The sequence below is a fragment of the Bacillus sp. RO2 genome, assembly GCF_012911845.1.
Lineage (GTDB): Bacteria > Bacillota > Bacilli > Bacillales > Bacillaceae_I > Sutcliffiella_A.
Window position 1 is genome coordinate 48514 of record NZ_JAAXCU010000038.1, and the last position, 15253, is coordinate 63766.

A 15253-nucleotide genomic window follows, 5' to 3' on the forward strand; every position below is an offset into this window, starting at 1 on the left:
GGAGGTAAAGATTTTGAAGAGAATTCTCTTGCTCATTTCATCGGCAAGTATGGTAGTGATCATTGCTTATTCAATCTATGAATATACCACTTTTACAATATTAAATTCTGAAAGAGGTATCACTGATTTTATCCAAGTACATTTAGGGGAACTGGATAAAACGCCATTGCTATTGGAAACGTATCCTATTAAACATACAAAAAAGGTGATTGCAACATTTGAACATAAAGGAAATCAATTAGGAGCTGTTATTTTTCAAAAAGGTTTTTATGGGAAATTGAAATCTGAAAAAATAATGCTCGATCGTCCCTTTTATTCGGAAATTATCAATACGAAGAAAGGAACATTTATCCTGTTCATTGGTGAAAATAAACATACTGCCATACAGACCATTGTAACGGATATTGTTAGCAGTGGGGAAAGAGTGAAGTTAGCTGTGCCACCACAAAAATATTTTTCCCAGATTATGAAAATGGAAGATATCACAAAAATCGATACTGAACCAATCTATATTTATAGAACACTGAAAGAAGCTATTACAGGTGCTGCTGATAATATGGAGGGGATGGAGTTGATGTTTGTGGACGAAGAGCATCAATCTTTTCTGATTTATTCTGAAGAGAATTCTGTATTAAAAACGGTTCTTGGTGTTTATGATAATAATGATCATGGCTTTGAAGTAACTGGGATGGAGAAACCCAACTTCTATACGATGAAAGAAGAAAAAGACTTCTGTTTTGAAGAAAAAAAAGTGAACGGAGACACTATTGAGCATACATATATTCATGGGTTGGTACCAAAACATGAAGATGTACAAAAAGTGGTGCTTGAAGTACAAAGGAAAGAGGAAGTAATTTACCAAATTTCAAGCGATGTCGTTGCAAACCAATTTCTCCTCCATATATCTTCACCAAAGCTTCTAGAAGAGGATGCAAAGGTCATAAAGAAATTTCATTTGTATGATAAAGAAGGAAAGTATATACGAACAGAATTAAAAGCTGGCTGAATCGCTGGCTTTTATTTATCGTTTAATTTATGTAGGAATAGTGTTTGGTGAAATAGAAGGGATTTACATGTAAAGGGGAGCAAATTGCGCTTATTCGAGGCAAGACCGCTTAATGTTTCTCTCGCAGGAAGCGGCCTAACTTTTAATGGGTTCATCACTTGTGGAAATATGTTTGTAAACGGAGATGTTTTGAAGAATACTGACAACCATAAGAACGAACATCATCCAAAAATAACCTATGTCTTGAATGACGAATGCAATAACGGAGGCCACTAGCATAAGAAAGCTAGCCATAATACTGATTACAAAAACTATTTTGCTTAAACCCAAAGCTACATCTCCTCCTTAACTATAGAAGTATAACATAGTGAAAAGTATTCGGTACCTTTATACCCATGATTAGGGAAAGGTATGTTTGTAATTATACAATAAAATTGGTAATTTCATCATTACAGTTATGTAAAAAAATTCGCAAAACGAAGTATTCGATAACATGGACGATAAATAAATGCAAAAGGTTCCTTGAAAATGGTAAAGGAATCTAAAAATGAAAGATAAAATTATTATCCTTCATTTATTTTTATTAACTTATGAACATCCTTTAATACTTCTGCTTCCACTTCATGACGAATCCACCCTACATTTGGTGCAAAAGCTGAATTGCCTTTGCGTAAAGTGTTTCCATCCTTGTCTTTCTCTTCAAAATCTATAATAATACAATCTTTAAAAGTCTTGGCAGGGGTTTTTATTTCCGCATCGACTTCCCGAATGTGATACGTGATCTTAAGATCAAAATCTTCCATTTCCTCAGTCCAGGAATGACTGGCTTCCAATGGATAGGCTATAATTTTTGTTTTGGGGAATTTCTTAATATCTTTGGCATCCCATTCGGAGGGGAATTCCTCAGACAATACGATATATCCATAGATACCATCTTTTGTTTCTTCATAAAAGTTACTTGTCTCCGAAATATCAGAAGAAGATTCGGCAGACTCCAGGTCAATGACTGTTCTTACTTCAACTATTTCGCTATTGGGGACTTGACTATATAGTACTCTATAATCTGTATGTCCTTTTTCCTCTATATAGCGTCGGAAAGAATAATCTCCTGAAGTTGGTAAAATTGGAGCTTGATCTTCTGCCTTTGTTTGGCCGCCTTCGATTTCTGTTCCACACCCAGCTGGAAATATGCTGCAAAGCGCAATAAAAAGAATAATAAGTACATTTCTCAAGTCAACTCCTCCTTAAATGGTTAAAGTTGAAGATAGTGTACCCATTATTCCATTTTTTAGTTAATCTAAACCCAGCATTTCCAAAAACGGTTCGGAATCTTCACTAAAGTAGTAAAACATAGGTTGATCTTTCTCGTTGAAGATTAGCATATAGGGCTTTTCTGCATCCGGAAAAATAAAAATGACTTGATTTACAGGCTGCTTAAATACTTTCGTTTCAATTTCTTCAGCTGGATCAAAAATAACCTTAATCATAAACCCAGTTTTAGGGGTAGGGTTAAGCTTGGGATACAGGGAATCTGCACTTTTTACAAGCTTTAGTGTTTCTTCCTTGTTTTTCTCATTCAGAGGGATTGATTTAATAACTTTTCCTTGAGTAACATCAAAGACTTCTATTGGAAGCGGCTGTGCAGTAAAGGTCATGGGAAAAGCTCCACAAAAGAGAAATAGAAGAAAAAATATCTTCCTCATTAATATCACCTCTCTTGTAGTATGAAGCAAAAGAAGTGAAATCATAAGATACTTTATTCTTCGTGCCCTAGAAATCGATACCCGATGTATAAAATTAGAAGGCAACCCAAGGTAATTAAGATTAAATCATAACCGACACATGAAGATTGTAGACATAGTTCTCCCATAAAAATCCTCCCAATTACAATTTTTTAACTATATGAAAATGCTGGTAAGTTTATGCTATATCACCAGAAGTAAGCGATTACATTGAACGCGCTGTTGATTTCCGCAAATGGCTTCGCTTTCCTAGGGGCGCCGCTGGAGCCTCCTCGGCTACGCCTGCGGGGTCTCCACCTAGCGCTATCTCCCTCAGGAGTCTTAGCCTTTTGCTCCAATCAACAGCTAGAAACCTCATATATTATTGGGGATTTTTTTGACCTATTTAAAAGTCGAACGGAAGCAGATGCATTTGTTCGACTTTTTGTTTATTCCACTTTTTCTTTTTCGTCTTGAATTTTTTCTTTCAATAACGTAACAGCCTCTTCCTTGTCGTAGGTGAATAAAATCATGTCGTCGGTAAGATAACCTGTATACTCAAACACTATATAAGCGGGAGTATGTTCAATATTGTAATCTGGATACTTCTCCGCTGCCTCATCTAAGCCGATGACTATGTCACTGTCTTTTAGAATGATTTCAATATCTTCAATCTCAGACAGTGATTCCTCTTCTTTTTGTTCAACAACTTCAATATAAGAAAAACGATCTGGAATGTGTGTTGGCATACCGCAGGCTGTTAGAAAAAGGAGGAATAGGGATAGAATAAAGATTTTCTTCATTTATCAGCACCTCCATACATGTAAGATTCGACATAATTAGTGAAAACCCTTTTCTTATTTTAGTGCTTTTCGTGGACTTGCTCTCATACATTGTTAGGGACAACTCTCTTACAAATGAGGTGAGGATATGGAGAACTTTTTTTTATCTATTTTTGAATTTTTCACCACATTGGGGGTTTGGGGAATTGCTCTTGGCTTAATGGTGGAGGTCATTCCTAGCGAAATCGTCCTTGGATATGGTGGTTATTTAATCTCCATTGGGGAGATAGGGTTTATGGGAGCAATGTTCGCAGGTGTGGCAGGTGGTACATTGGCTCAGCTTTTTTTATACTGGGCAGGAAGCATTGGCGGAAGGCCATTTCTTGAGAAGTATGGAAAATACATATTGATTCAGCCGAAGCATTTAGACATTTCGGAAAAATGGTTTCAGAATTACGGACCGATTGTCATTTTTACAGCTCGATTTATTCCTGTGGTGAGGCACGCTATTTCCATTCCAGCTGGTATAGCCAAAATGAAGTTTTTGCCTTTTCTTTTATATACAGTTGCAGCAGTTATTCCATGGACCATTTTATTTATATATATTGGTTTTCAACTAGGTGAGAACTGGCGGAATATTAAACACGCCGCACAACCTCTCATCATTCCTTTAATGATATTAATTATCCTTGGAGCCATCACTTATTTTGTTTTTGATAGAAAAAGAACGGAATAGGAGGGGGAGAAGATATGTCCAAAATAGAAGCTTTCATATTGGGGATCATTCAAGGATTAACTGAATTCCTGCCAATTTCCAGTACAGGTCACTTATATCTGGGAAGAAATCTTTTTGGTTTGCAAGAAGCGGGGCTATTGCTAGATACGATGCTTCACTTCGGCACGTTAATAGCAGTTCTTTATTTTTACCGAGAAGAATTTATTAAAATCATTCGTAACCCATTTCATAAATTATCTTTTCTGATGGTTATCGGAACCATTCCGGCAGTAGTTATTGGACTTACTTTCAAAGACTATTTTGAAGAAATTTCCAAAACAGGCGTGACGATTGGCTGGGAGTTTCTAATTACAGGCGCCTTTCTCTGGTTTGCGGACTCCATCAAGAAAGGTGCGAAAAAGATGGAGGATATTACGTGGAAGGATGCATTGTTTATTGGATCTTTCCAAGCTGCTGCTATTTTTCCGGCAATTTCGAGGTCGGGATTAACCATTGTAGCAGGCTTGTTTCGGAAGTTGGATAGGGAAACAGCGGCATATTTTTCATTCTTACTTTCTACACCTGCCATTGCAGGGGCTGTGTTTTTACAAACTGTGGAAGTGGCTCAAGTCGGCAGGGAGGATATCTCTTTATCCTCATTGATTATAGGAATTTTAGCATCTTGTTTCTTTGGGTATATTGCTGTGAAATGGATGATTAACTATTTGAAAAAGCATTCTCTACGTATGTTTGCGATTTATGTATGGATATTGGGGGTAGTAATATTGGTGCTTCAATATATGGGGTTGTTTTAACTAAGGATAGGCAGTGTACGTTAAAGGTACACTGCCTATCTTAATAACATCAAAAATAATATAATACGGTTGATTTCCGTTCCAGGCGCTTCGCTTGCCTGCGGGGTCTCCACCTAGCGCTATCTCCCTCAGGACAAGGAAGGCTTCGGCAGCGAAACATCGCACGAAGAAAATGCGTAGCATTTTCGAGGAGTCTTCGTCTTTTGCTCCAATCCACAGCTCGAAATTACAAAATACTATGTAATATCAGTTTTTCAGTGGCCTTCTCCGTTGCGGGGTCTCACCTGTCCCTTCCTTCCGCGGGCGACTACGCGCCTTCCACTCCAATCTAGTAAGGTATTTCAATCATAGGAAGAAAATCTTTATAATTCATCAAATCCGTTGTCCACTACGTTTACTTTTGTGTATTGTCTGGATTTTTGTTCGAAGAAATCCGATTTTCCTAGGTCGACGTCTTCGTAAGCTTTGATCCATTTTAATGGATTTGTGCGGAAGCCTTCGAAAGGGCGCTTGAAACCAAGTTGATGGGCACGGACGTTGGCATAAAATTTAATATAAGCCTCGACATCCTCCAGTTCAATTCCTGCAAATTGATCTCCGATAATATGTCTCGCCCATTCAATCTCCAGTTGTGCCGCCTGTTGAAAAGTCTCCTCCACAAATAGTTCCAGACTTTCTGTGTTGTGTTCTGGATATTCTTGAAGGACCTCTTTAAATATTTTCACAAACAAATCTACGTGAATTTGCTCATCCCTGTTAATGTAATTGATCATCGTACTGGAAGAGACCATTTTTTGATTTCTCGCCAGGTGATAAAAAAATGCAAAGCCCGAATAGAAGAATAGGCCTTCCAAAATAACATCATATACGATGGATTTTAGCAAATTTTCTACCGAGGGTGTTTCAGAAAATGCTTTGTAACCATCTGTAATAAAGTCATTTCTTTTTCGAAGGATGGGTTCTGTTCTCCAGTATTCAAACACCTCTTCTTGCTTCTTTCTCGGTACAAGGCTTGATAGAACATAGGAGTAGGAATGGTTATGGATCACCTCTTGCTGTGCTAGCATAATCATTAGGGCGTTAAGACTGGAATCGGTCAAATAGTCCGCCACTTTTCCTGCATAGTCGGTCTGAATGCTGTCAAGGAGTGCAAGGAGTCCGATAATTTTCAAGAATGCCTCCTGTTCCTGTGGGGACAGGTGAGGAAACTGCTTGATATCCTGGGACATATTGATTTCAAATGGTGACCAAAAGTTGGCGAGCATTTTTTTATATTTTGGATAAGCCCATGTAAATGCGACATCGTCCCAATTTAGGACATTGGAACTTTTTCCGTTTATGATTTTGGTCGATCTATTTGGTGCGTCCACATCCATTAAGGTACGTGTTTTTAGGTGATCATTCATTATTCATTCTCCTTTTTTAGCTTGTTAGTTTACAAATGATAACGGTCTAACTTGAACATGATTCACATTCCTCTAATTCTGAAGAGGTGGATCGGACGTAGTAGGTTGTTTTCAATTTTTGCTTCCATGCATCCAGGTGAAGTTCAAGGAGAGCTTTTGCTTTCACAGTGTTCGTAACATACAGATTAAAGGATATGGCTTGGTCGATATGTTTTTGCCTTGCTGCATTCTGGGCAATGCTCCAATGCTGATCAATATGATAAGCCGATTTATAAAACCAGGTTGTCTCTGCGTTAAGGTCAGGTGCTGTAACTGGAATCTTGTAATCTTTTTTCTCTTCTGAATACACCTTAAGGAAAATGGGATCAATGCTAGCAGTGCTACCGGCAATGATGGATGTGGTCGCATTGGGGGCAACCGCCATTAGATAACCGTTTCGGACCCCGTAATTGGCTACTTCTTCTTGAAGTTTTTCCCAATCTAAATCTGAGTCTGTTCCATAATTTCGTTTATGGAAGTAGTCACCCGTTTGCCAATCAGAACCCTCAAATGCCGGATATGATCCTTTTTCTTTTGCGAGAAGTGAGCTAGCTTGGATGGTGTAATAAGCAATTTTTTCGTAAAGCTCGTTTGCATAGTGCACTGCCTCAGTGGATTCCCATTTAATCCCTTCAAGGGCCAGCAAATGATGCCAACCGAATGTTCCCAATCCAACGGCACGATATTTTTCATTGGTCATCTTTGCCTGTAGTACAGGTATTATATTCAAATCAATAACATTATCAAGCATCCGAACCTGAATGGGAATTAGACGTTCCAGTTGGCCTTCTTTTACAGTCCGAGCAAGGTTAATGGAAGATAAATTACACACGACAAAATCTCCGGGGGTCTTAACAGTTATGATAGAGCCGTCCTCTATATATTGCGTTTTCGTTGTGGTGGCACTTTGATTTTGTGTAATTTCTGTACATAAATTCGTGCAATAGATCATTCCTTTATGATGGTTTGGATTCATTCTGTTCACTTCATCACGATAAAACATGAATGGACTGCCAGTTTCAAGTTGCCCCTTCATGATTGCTTTCATAATTTCAATAGCCGGCACTTTTTCTTTTGGGAGCGCTGGATGATTGACACATTCCTTATACTTTTTGCGGAAGCTGCCGCTACCTGTTTTCTCATCAAAGTAGTCCTCTAGAGAATAGCCCATTAACTGCCTGACTTCGTGTGGATCAAATAAATACCAGTCTCCTCTGTTTTCCACCTGCTCCATAAAAATGTCAGGAATGCACACCCCAGTGAAGAGGTCATGAGTACGCATACGTTCATCCCCATTGTTGAGCTTACTGTCTAGAAAAGAAAAGATGTCTTTATGCCACACATCGAGATAGACTGAAATGGCTCCTTTTCGCTGACCTAGTTGATCGACACTTACTGCTGTATTGTTCAATTGTTTCATCCATGGTATCACTCCGCTTGAAACGCCTTTGAAACCACGAATATCACTGCCCCGGCTCCGTATCTTTCCAAGATAAACACCAAGGCCACCTCCGGATTTTGAAAGATTAGCAATGTCTGTATTACTGTCGTAAATCCCTTGCAAGCTGTCATCAACAGTATCAATAAAGCAGCTTGAGAGCTGTCCGTAAGTTTTTCCAGCATTGGCGAATGTCGGCGTGGCAACGGTCATATACAAATTGCTTATTGCCCAATATGCTTCTTTGACGTAATGTAATCTATTTTGTTCTTCTTTTTGCATAAGGGTCATGGCAATAATCATGAATCGTTCTTGAGGCAATTCTAGTAAACGTTTGTGATGATCCCTAGTTAAATAGCGATCAGTTAACGTTTTAAGTCCAATATAGGTAAATAGATAGTCTTTTTCAGGTTCAATGACAGCCTCTAATTCATTAATTTCTTTCTGTGTGTATGCGTTTAGTATCTGAGTTTGATAGATTCTTTGTTCTGTTAAACTTTTGATTAATGAATAAAAATCGGTATAGGGTATAGTGATCTTCCTGTTTTGACACACTTCTTGTTGCAGCTTTTGTGATAGTAGCCGTGATGCAACATAGGTCCAGTCTGGTTCAAGTTCGTCCACATGATTGAGAGCTTCTAGAATTAGTTGGTTTGTAAGTTCATGTTGATTGGATTGATGGAGCAGTTTATCCATAATTTTTGTAGCTTTTTGTAAAAAGACATTCGTATCTAACAGTGGAAACTCTGATAAAACAGTTTCTATAAGTCTTTGGTAATCTTGAATGTTAGGTGTATTTTCTTTATGTTCAGTCTTGGTATGTAAGGTCATTTCTACCACGCTCCACTTCATCTAAAATAAAAAAATCCACTCAATAGTTGAGTGGATCAAACGATCATAGATAGAAGGAAAGAATGCAGGGAGGGGGTCCAAAAGAAATAGGTGAAGGGTATCACCAACAATCAAAGGAACCCTGTTCTGCTTTACCATGTTCTATGTATCGTTTCATCTTCTCAACTCCCGAAGAAAAGAAACTAAATCGGTAAAGGCAGGTCTCCTGACTCGTGCTTCTTCCTATTTTGAGCCTTCCCATACAAGAGCCGTTAAGCGTTCATGTACAGTGGTTTCTCAAAATCGTCTGCACTTACAGTTGCGGGAACAGTCCCGGATTCTCACCGGCTTCCCTATTAAGTCTATAAAAAGACACCTTTAACGTAAAATGTCGAAATACTATATGTAGTTATTAATTTAATGAAAATAATCAATATATGGTATTGATAAGAATGATAGTATTATCATAAAGGAATCACAAACAAATGGCAAGACATTTTATGGAGGGTTCGACGTGAAAGCGGAAAATCCTGCCGGGGTCTGACCCCGGCAGGATTTTTTATTGTTCATGTAATACTTGCGCAATTGAACCAAAGATTTGTATGTCTTTAAGGTTGAGTCCCAGGTTGATGAATTGTAGGCTGAGTTCTGGTCGCAGGCCTGTTATGATTGGTGTGATGCCAATTAGTTTGAGAGAACGAATCAGCAGGTCCATGGTGTGCAAAGCGGTTCCGTCTAAACGATAAACACCTGAAAAGTCGATGATAAGGTTGAATATTGAAAGGTTTTTACTTTTTTCCAGTGTTTCTTCTATCAGTATTCCAGCGCGAACCTCATCAATTTCTCCGACTAGAGGCAGAACCCCTACCCCTTTTTGTAAAGGGACTATTGGAATGGACAGTCGAATGTAAGTAGCTTTTGTTTCTAACATTTTCTGTTCAGTAGCAATGGAGAAGGCGTGACTGAATCCATAGACGATAATATTAAAGATTTCATCTATTAGAATGAAAATATCTGTAATTTGGTTCATGTTAAGCCCGTCTTTATAACCTTCTCTTTGAATAAAGGCCCATAGACATTTTTTATATAACGTCATATTAGAAAGTGTTTCTTCCAGTGATCCGCCAGACTTCACAGACATGTATCCTACAGATTCTCCCCATTCTTTGGCACGGTCTAAAACTTTATTTTCAGGGTCTTGGACATATTCGCCCAAGAATACTAATAATGTCCGAAAGATTTCCTTAATCTGAGCCTCAATTGCTTCATCTCTATATTGTGGTACATTAGGATAAGCATTTTGAATTTCCAATAGCATGCTAGCAGCTACTTCATTCTTCAAATCTATTAATTTTTGACCTATAAGGAAGTTGGACGTGTTAGTCATGGTAAGATCCTTTCTTTATTCCAGTTGTATTTTATAACTATTTTAATTTAAAGTCCCAAAGATGTATATCTTTTAATAGGTTAGAATAGGAAATAAGCAGTATTTTTGGCTAATTATACTTAAAAGAGGTATAATTTCTTATTATTAGATAGATAGGAGTGTTGATATGGAAAGAGTTCAGTTAGCAGAAGATGTTTCCCTCTCTAGAATTGTTCATGGAATGTGGAGATTGAATGATTGGGGTTACAGCAACGAAGAGGTTGTGAATTTCATAGAGAACTGTTTGGATCTTGGCATTACGAGCTTTGATCATGCAGATATCTATGGAAATTACACAGTAGAAGAAAAATTTGGCGAAGCACTAGCATTAAAGCCATCCTTAAGAGAAAAGATTGAAATAGTGACAAAGTGTGGAATCAAATTGATTTCCTCCAATAGACCGGAGCATAAAATTAAATATTATGATACTAGCAAAGAGCACATCATTCAATCTGCAGAACGATCATTAAGAAATTTCCAAACGGACTATATTGATGTCTTATTAATACATAGACCAGACCCAATGATGGATCCAAGTGAAGTGGCTGAGGCATTCACTCAGTTAAAAAGAGAAGGAAAAGTCAAACGTTTTGGCGTATCCAACTTTGCTCCTTCACAATTCAAGCTGCTCAACTCCTACTTAGACGAACCGTTGGTGACAAATCAAATTGAAATTGCGGCTACTCACTTGGAACACTTTGAAAAAGGTACTATCGAACAGTGCCAAATGGATCGAATTTCTCCAATGGCATGGTCGCCACTAGGAGGAGGAAGTATCTTCACTAGTACAGATGACAACGTTAGTCGAGTGAGAAATGTGTTAGAGAAAATACAAGGTGAAACTGGTGCAACATCAATGGACCAGGTGCTATATGCTTGGTTATTAACGCATCCTGCTAAAATTATTCCAATAGTTGGCTCAGGAAAGCTAGAAAGAGTAAAGTCGGCGGCTTCATCATTGAATATCCAACTTTCTAAACAGCAGTGGTTTGAAATTTTAGAAGCGTCTAAAGGAAAAGAAGTAGATTAACTTTCATTATATTTTAATAATAAAAAAACCAGGACCATTGTCCTGGTTTTTTATGTAGAAATAACCATAATTTGGATGGTATTCCATTAAAATTTTAACTGGTTGTTTCGTTTTTTCATGTGTTTTTTATAAATATCCGAGAAAAACATCATTCCTATAAAACCAAAAATCACATAGGACAAATTAAAATACAATGCTGGATCAATTCTAATATGATCTCCACCGGCAGCAACTTTAATTATTTGATAAGAATCCAAAGCCAGTTTTGCAACAATAAGAACAAATATTGCAACGATTACCCTCCAAAGTAATTTCATTTAAACCCCTCCATTAATTGCATGAAAAATTTTCTATTTGTAAATGCTATAAAAGTTAAAATTGTGGGTAATTAAAATAGAAATCAGTTGTTAAATATATCAAAAATTCAAATGGAAAACAACCCGACTTTCGGTCTTTTTATTGTGTATTATAACAGGTGTAAGGAAAATGGTCTATCATAAATCACTTTACATAAATAAAAATACACCGTAGAATGAAAAAAGTCGCCTTTTGTCGATTCAAAGGGGAAGTCTCCGGTGTTTGAAGAGAGAAATTTTATTAGTATAACAAAAGGGAGGATTTCGATGTGAAAATGACATTGACGAAGAAAATAATAATCGGTCTTATTTTAGGTATTCTAGTTGGACTTGCATTAAATGTTTATGCACCATCTTTATTTGAACCATTGGATACATATTTATTCCAACCACTCGGAAAAATCTTTTTAAACCTCATTACAATGCTGGTTGTTCCAATCGTACTAATCTCCATAACACTTGGAGTGGTAGGACTTGGGGATACGAAAAAGCTTGGAAGTATCGGTCTGAAAACCATTCTTTTTTTCCTGATCACAACTTGTATTGCCATAACTATCGGACTTACACTTGCTTCCGTTATTCAACCGGGCCTTGCCGGTGACTTTGAAAGTATGTTAGTGGATGAATTAGCTGAAGAAGATACACCTGAAAAAGCTCCTCCGGTTATGGAAACATTATTAAACATTATTCCAACAAATCCAATAAAAGCAATGGCAGAAGGGGAAATGCTGCAGATTATTTCATTTTCCGTTTTACTTGGATTTGCCATAAATGCTTTAGGTGAAAAAGCAGGTAAGGTAAAAACTTTGCTTGAACAAGCGAATGATATCGTAATGCTGTTGGTAAATATCGTAATTAAAACAGCTCCTTATGGTGCATTCGGTTTAATTGCCTCAGCAGTTGGCGGACTAGGTTTAGATGCTATCAAAGCAATGGGAGCATACTTTTTAGTCGTCATTTTAGCTTTATTTATTCATTTCTTTGTCACATATGGAATTGCTTTATTTTTACTCGGGAAAATCAATCCTATTATTTTCTTTAAACGTTTTAGTCCAGCTATGAGTGTCGCTTTTAGTACATCAAGTAGTAACGCAACTTTACCGATGTCCATGGATGTCGCGCAAGAAAACCTTGGTGTGCCAAAGAGGATCAGTAGCTTCGTACAACCGTTGGGTGCAACCATTAATATGGATGGCACGGCTATTATGCAAGGTGTTGCCACCGTGTTTATTGCTCAAGTTTACGGCATTGATTTATCTTTGACCCAGCTTTTGACAGTCGTTGGCTTAGCCGTTGTGGCAAGTATCGGTACAGCTGGTGTTCCAGGGGTAGGGTTCATCCTGCTTGCCATGGTACTAGGACAGGTCGGCCTTCCGGTTGAAGGAATTGCCTTAATATTAGGGATAGACCGTCTGCTAGATATGACTAGAACAGCTGTCAATATTACTGGAGATGCCGCTTGTGCTTATATTGTGGCAAGATCTGAAGATGGAGAAGTTAAAATACCAAAAGAACAAAGAATATAAATCAAAAGCCATTCCAGATAAAAAAATGGAATGGCTTTTTTTATTGTGCTAACTTGAGACCAATCACACCGATAATGATCAATGAGAGTAAAAAAATACGAATTCTATCTTTAGATTCATGAAAGAAAATCATTCCTAAAAGTACACTACCCGCCGAACCTATTCCTGTCCAGACAGCATAAGCAGTACCCATCGGTATTTCTTTCAAAGCAAGGGACAGAAAGTAGAAGCTAGACAAGCCAATTACCACAAAACAAATAGAAGGAATAAGTCTTTTGAATCCTTCTGCTAATTTTAGTGAAGCAACTGCCCCAATTTCACATAAGCCAGCTATAGTAAGAAAAATCCACGCCAATCTATTTCCCCTCCTCTGGCACTTCTGTTTCCGTTGTTTCATCAGAAGTAGTCATTTTTAATCCAATAATTCCAATTAACATAAGGCTTAGAAAAAACAGTTTGGAGGGACTTGCTGACTCTCCAAAATATAATATCCCTACAATTGCTGTACCTGCTGCACCGAGCCCTGTGAAAATGGCATATGCAGTTCCTATTGGCAAAAATTTTAATGACTTAGAAAACAAGTAAAAACTGATTGCTAATGTAATTAGGGTTATTATACTTGGTGTTAGAACAGTGAATCCTTCTGAATACCTTAGACCTATTACCCAAATAATTTCCAGTAGGCCTGCGATAAAAATAAGTATCCATTGCATGGCTACCTTCCTCCTATCTCAGTTGCTTTCCAAAAATGTTCAAAAGCATGCTCGACTTTCTTGTCGAATTCAGAACTCGAATAAAAGAAACGTTGAACAAACAATCCATCAATTAAGCAATAATATGCATCAATTAGAGGTTCCAATGGCTGTGAAGGCACTTCACCATTGTGTTGTCCTTTCGTAAAGATTTTAGACAAAATATCAGTTGTATAGATTTCTGTTTGAAGAAATTGTTCATGGATGGATGAACGAAATTTTTCTTCTGGGAAAAGAAGAGTCCGTTTATACAATAGACCCAATGTTTCGTCTTTCCAGAAATCTACCATATTAATTAGAAAGCGATACAACAACGCTCTTGTCGTACTCGACTCCAACTCGGCGGAATCAATTGTGACACGTTCGACAAAATTCTCCATCAGTTCTTGCAAAATTGTTATATACAGATCATCTTTATTTTTGAAATGAGCATACAGAGAAGGCTTCTTTATACCAACTAGTGATGCTACCTCATTTAAAGATGTACCAAAATATCCTTTTTGAGCAAAGAGCTGGAGTGCGTGCTTCTTTATGCGCTCCGTTGTGGAATTAGACATAATGTTTTCCCTCCTGAGACCAAACTACCTACCGTTCGTTAGGTTTTTCATAAAACCCATTATATGATAGCTGACTTAAAAAATCAATGTGTTTTATATTGGACAAAGTGGGTATTTATTAGGTAAGAGATGAGGGAGGAATTGATGTGAATAAGAGGTTGAAGGCCAAGTTGGAGAAGAGGCAGGCTCTATTTAAGTCCCAGACAGAGCATAGAGCCATTGGGAAAACAGAGCGTTTAGCAGCCTCACGACAAGGAGCTCAAAGTAATACACATCGACTCACAACAAGAGAATCACATTAAAAAAACACACCGCAGTTTAAACTGTGGTGTGTTGCTTTTATGAATAATTATTTCTTTAATGTATCATACGCATTGGAAAGAACGAATTCGATTAGAGTCTATTCCATAGTACATCCAAGTAAAAAAGAACCAGCGGTAACCAGCGACCGACCTTCTTCCAATAAAGGTAGGATAGAACCAGAATTGCTCCCCATTATTTAACCGAACCCATGTATAGCGGTATAAACAACCATAGAATGCACCTGGGTCCACTGCCAATGCTGTAGGTCCACCTGGTGCGCCGAAACTAGCGGTTTGAGGCGGTGGAGTAGATGGTGGAGGACCTGGTGGTGGGCCACTTCCCGGACCTCCACCAGGTCCTCCGCCAGGCGGTCCAAATCCCGGACCTCCACCAGGTCCGCCAGGGGGTCCAAATCCAGGCGGTCCACCGGAAGGCGGCCCAAAACCTGGTCCTTGCCCACCACCGGGAGGCGGTCCGAATGGCGGAAAACTAAGTTGACGATAAGGATACATAGGATTGCTCCCTTCTAATAAATTCTCTATACGTTATG

General features: G+C 38.1%; 17 protein-coding genes and 1 riboswitch. Of the genes, 5 read left to right on the forward strand and 12 right to left on the reverse strand.

Annotation, left to right across the window (positions count from 1 at the left end; all coding sequences use genetic code 11):
* Window positions 1-13: 13 nt before the first annotated feature.
* The gene (locus tag HF078_RS09430) at window positions 14-1006 is read left to right on the forward strand and encodes a hypothetical protein (protein ID WP_169290924.1); all 993 of its coding nucleotides are present in this window, start codon (window positions 14-16) and stop codon (window positions 1004-1006) included.
* Window positions 1007-1141: 135 nt separating this feature from the next.
* Here the strand turns inward: HF078_RS09430 and HF078_RS09435 are convergent, their stop codons facing one another.
* The 4 genes from HF078_RS09435 to HF078_RS09450 all read right to left on the reverse strand — a co-directional run bounded on the left by HF078_RS09435 (window position 1142) and on the right by HF078_RS09450 (window position 3530).
* Window positions 1142-1336: a hypothetical protein gene (locus HF078_RS09435; RefSeq protein ID WP_148989676.1), complete on the reverse strand. Its 195-nt coding sequence runs from the start codon at window positions 1334-1336 to the stop codon at window positions 1142-1144.
* Between the two features lie 233 nt (window positions 1337-1569).
* Window positions 1570-2238 (reverse strand): hypothetical protein, encoded by a 669-nt coding sequence (locus HF078_RS09440; RefSeq protein ID WP_169290925.1) that lies wholly within the window; start codon window positions 2236-2238, stop codon window positions 1570-1572.
* 60 nt (window positions 2239-2298) lie between these two features.
* Complete coding sequence (locus HF078_RS09445) at window positions 2299-2661, reverse strand: hypothetical protein (RefSeq protein WP_169290926.1); 363 nt, start codon at window positions 2659-2661, stop codon at window positions 2299-2301.
* 515 nt (window positions 2662-3176) lie between these two features.
* Window positions 3177-3530: a hypothetical protein gene (locus tag HF078_RS09450; protein ID WP_169290927.1), complete on the reverse strand. Its 354-nt coding sequence runs from the start codon at window positions 3528-3530 to the stop codon at window positions 3177-3179.
* 127 nt (window positions 3531-3657) lie between these two features.
* On the opposite strand from HF078_RS09450, the gene uptA reads away from it, so the two are divergent.
* Both uptA and HF078_RS09460 read left to right on the forward strand, forming a co-directional pair.
* On the forward strand, window positions 3658-4245 hold the full coding sequence (uptA, locus tag HF078_RS09455) for an undecaprenyl phosphate transporter UptA (protein ID WP_169290928.1): 588 nt from the start codon (window positions 3658-3660) through the stop codon (window positions 4243-4245).
* Window positions 4246-4259: 14 nt separating this feature from the next.
* Complete coding sequence (locus tag HF078_RS09460) at window positions 4260-5039, forward strand: undecaprenyl-diphosphate phosphatase (RefSeq protein ID WP_169290929.1); 780 nt, start codon at window positions 4260-4262, stop codon at window positions 5037-5039.
* A gap of 362 nt (window positions 5040-5401) precedes the next feature.
* Here the strand turns inward: HF078_RS09460 and HF078_RS09465 are convergent, their stop codons facing one another.
* The 3 genes from HF078_RS09465 to HF078_RS09475 form a co-directional block, all read right to left on the reverse strand.
* Complete coding sequence (locus HF078_RS09465; RefSeq protein ID WP_169290930.1) at window positions 5402-6445, reverse strand: ribonucleotide-diphosphate reductase subunit beta; 1044 nt, start codon at window positions 6443-6445, stop codon at window positions 5402-5404.
* 46 nt (window positions 6446-6491) lie between these two features.
* A complete protein-coding gene (locus HF078_RS09470) occupies window positions 6492-8753 on the reverse strand; it encodes a ribonucleoside-diphosphate reductase subunit alpha (RefSeq protein ID WP_169290931.1) in 2262 nt (753 codons plus the stop codon).
* A 199-nt stretch (window positions 8754-8952) separates the two neighbouring features.
* Window positions 8953-9148, reverse strand: a riboswitch (cobalamin riboswitch).
* Between the two features lie 164 nt (window positions 9149-9312).
* A complete protein-coding gene (locus tag HF078_RS09475; RefSeq protein WP_169290932.1) occupies window positions 9313-10140 on the reverse strand; it encodes an STAS domain-containing protein in 828 nt (275 codons plus the stop codon).
* 166 nt (window positions 10141-10306) lie between these two features.
* Between HF078_RS09475 and HF078_RS09480 the strand changes: the two genes are divergently transcribed.
* Complete coding sequence (locus HF078_RS09480; protein ID WP_169290933.1) at window positions 10307-11209, forward strand: aldo/keto reductase; 903 nt, start codon at window positions 10307-10309, stop codon at window positions 11207-11209.
* 86 nt (window positions 11210-11295) lie between these two features.
* On the opposite strand, the gene HF078_RS09485 is transcribed toward HF078_RS09480, so the two are convergent.
* Complete coding sequence (locus tag HF078_RS09485; protein WP_168862980.1) at window positions 11296-11526, reverse strand: hypothetical protein; 231 nt, start codon at window positions 11524-11526, stop codon at window positions 11296-11298.
* 314 nt (window positions 11527-11840) lie between these two features.
* Here HF078_RS09485 and HF078_RS09490 point away from each other — a divergent pair, with 314 nt between their 5' ends.
* Window positions 11841-13091 (forward strand): dicarboxylate/amino acid:cation symporter, encoded by a 1251-nt coding sequence (locus HF078_RS09490; RefSeq protein WP_169290988.1) that lies wholly within the window; start codon window positions 11841-11843, stop codon window positions 13089-13091.
* 40 nt (window positions 13092-13131) lie between these two features.
* Here the strand turns inward: HF078_RS09490 and HF078_RS09495 are convergent, their stop codons facing one another.
* The 4 genes from HF078_RS09495 to HF078_RS09510 all read right to left on the reverse strand — a co-directional run bounded on the left by HF078_RS09495 (window position 13132) and on the right by HF078_RS09510 (window position 15215).
* Window positions 13132-13446: a DMT family transporter gene (locus HF078_RS09495; protein ID WP_169290934.1), complete on the reverse strand. Its 315-nt coding sequence runs from the start codon at window positions 13444-13446 to the stop codon at window positions 13132-13134.
* A 1-nt stretch (window position 13447) separates the two neighbouring features.
* On the reverse strand, window positions 13448-13804 hold the full coding sequence (locus tag HF078_RS09500) for a DMT family transporter (RefSeq protein WP_169290935.1): 357 nt from the start codon (window positions 13802-13804) through the stop codon (window positions 13448-13450).
* 2 nt (window positions 13805-13806) lie between these two features.
* Window positions 13807-14400 (reverse strand): TetR/AcrR family transcriptional regulator, encoded by a 594-nt coding sequence (locus HF078_RS09505; RefSeq protein ID WP_169290936.1) that lies wholly within the window; start codon window positions 14398-14400, stop codon window positions 13807-13809.
* A gap of 365 nt (window positions 14401-14765) precedes the next feature.
* Entirely contained in the window at window positions 14766-15215 is a 450-nt protein-coding gene (locus tag HF078_RS09510; protein WP_169290937.1) for a hypothetical protein, read from the reverse strand.
* Between the last annotated feature and the right edge of the window lie 38 nt (window positions 15216-15253).

Excerpts from the sequence above, each read along its gene's own strand:
- HF078_RS09445 (WP_169290926.1), bottom strand. The coding sequence starts at position 2,661 with ATGACCTTTACTGCACAGCCGCTTCCAATAGAAGTCTTTGATGTTACT.
- HF078_RS09450 (WP_169290927.1), bottom strand. The coding sequence starts at position 3,530 with ATGAAGAAAATCTTTATTCTATCCCTATTCCTCCTTTTTCTAACAGCC.
- uptA (WP_169290928.1), top strand. The coding sequence starts at position 3,658 with ATGGAGAACTTTTTTTTATCTATTTTTGAATTTTTCACCACATTGGGG.
- HF078_RS09460 (WP_169290929.1), top strand. The coding sequence starts at position 4,260 with ATGTCCAAAATAGAAGCTTTCATATTGGGGATCATTCAAGGATTAACT.
- HF078_RS09465 (WP_169290930.1), bottom strand. The coding sequence starts at position 6,445 with ATGAATGATCACCTAAAAACACGTACCTTAATGGATGTGGACGCACCA.
- HF078_RS09470 (WP_169290931.1), bottom strand. The coding sequence starts at position 8,753 with ATGACCTTACATACCAAGACTGAACATAAAGAAAATACACCTAACATT.
- HF078_RS09475 (WP_169290932.1), bottom strand. The coding sequence starts at position 10,140 with ATGACTAACACGTCCAACTTCCTTATAGGTCAAAAATTAATAGATTTG.
- HF078_RS09480 (WP_169290933.1), top strand. The coding sequence starts at position 10,307 with ATGGAAAGAGTTCAGTTAGCAGAAGATGTTTCCCTCTCTAGAATTGTT.
- HF078_RS09485 (WP_168862980.1), bottom strand. The coding sequence starts at position 11,526 with ATGAAATTACTTTGGAGGGTAATCGTTGCAATATTTGTTCTTATTGTT.
- HF078_RS09490 (WP_169290988.1), top strand. The coding sequence starts at position 11,841 with ATGACATTGACGAAGAAAATAATAATCGGTCTTATTTTAGGTATTCTA.
- HF078_RS09500 (WP_169290935.1), bottom strand. The coding sequence starts at position 13,804 with ATGCAATGGATACTTATTTTTATCGCAGGCCTACTGGAAATTATTTGG.
- HF078_RS09505 (WP_169290936.1), bottom strand. The coding sequence starts at position 14,400 with ATGTCTAATTCCACAACGGAGCGCATAAAGAAGCACGCACTCCAGCTC.
- HF078_RS09510 (WP_169290937.1), bottom strand. The coding sequence starts at position 15,215 with ATGTATCCTTATCGTCAACTTAGTTTTCCGCCATTCGGACCGCCTCCC.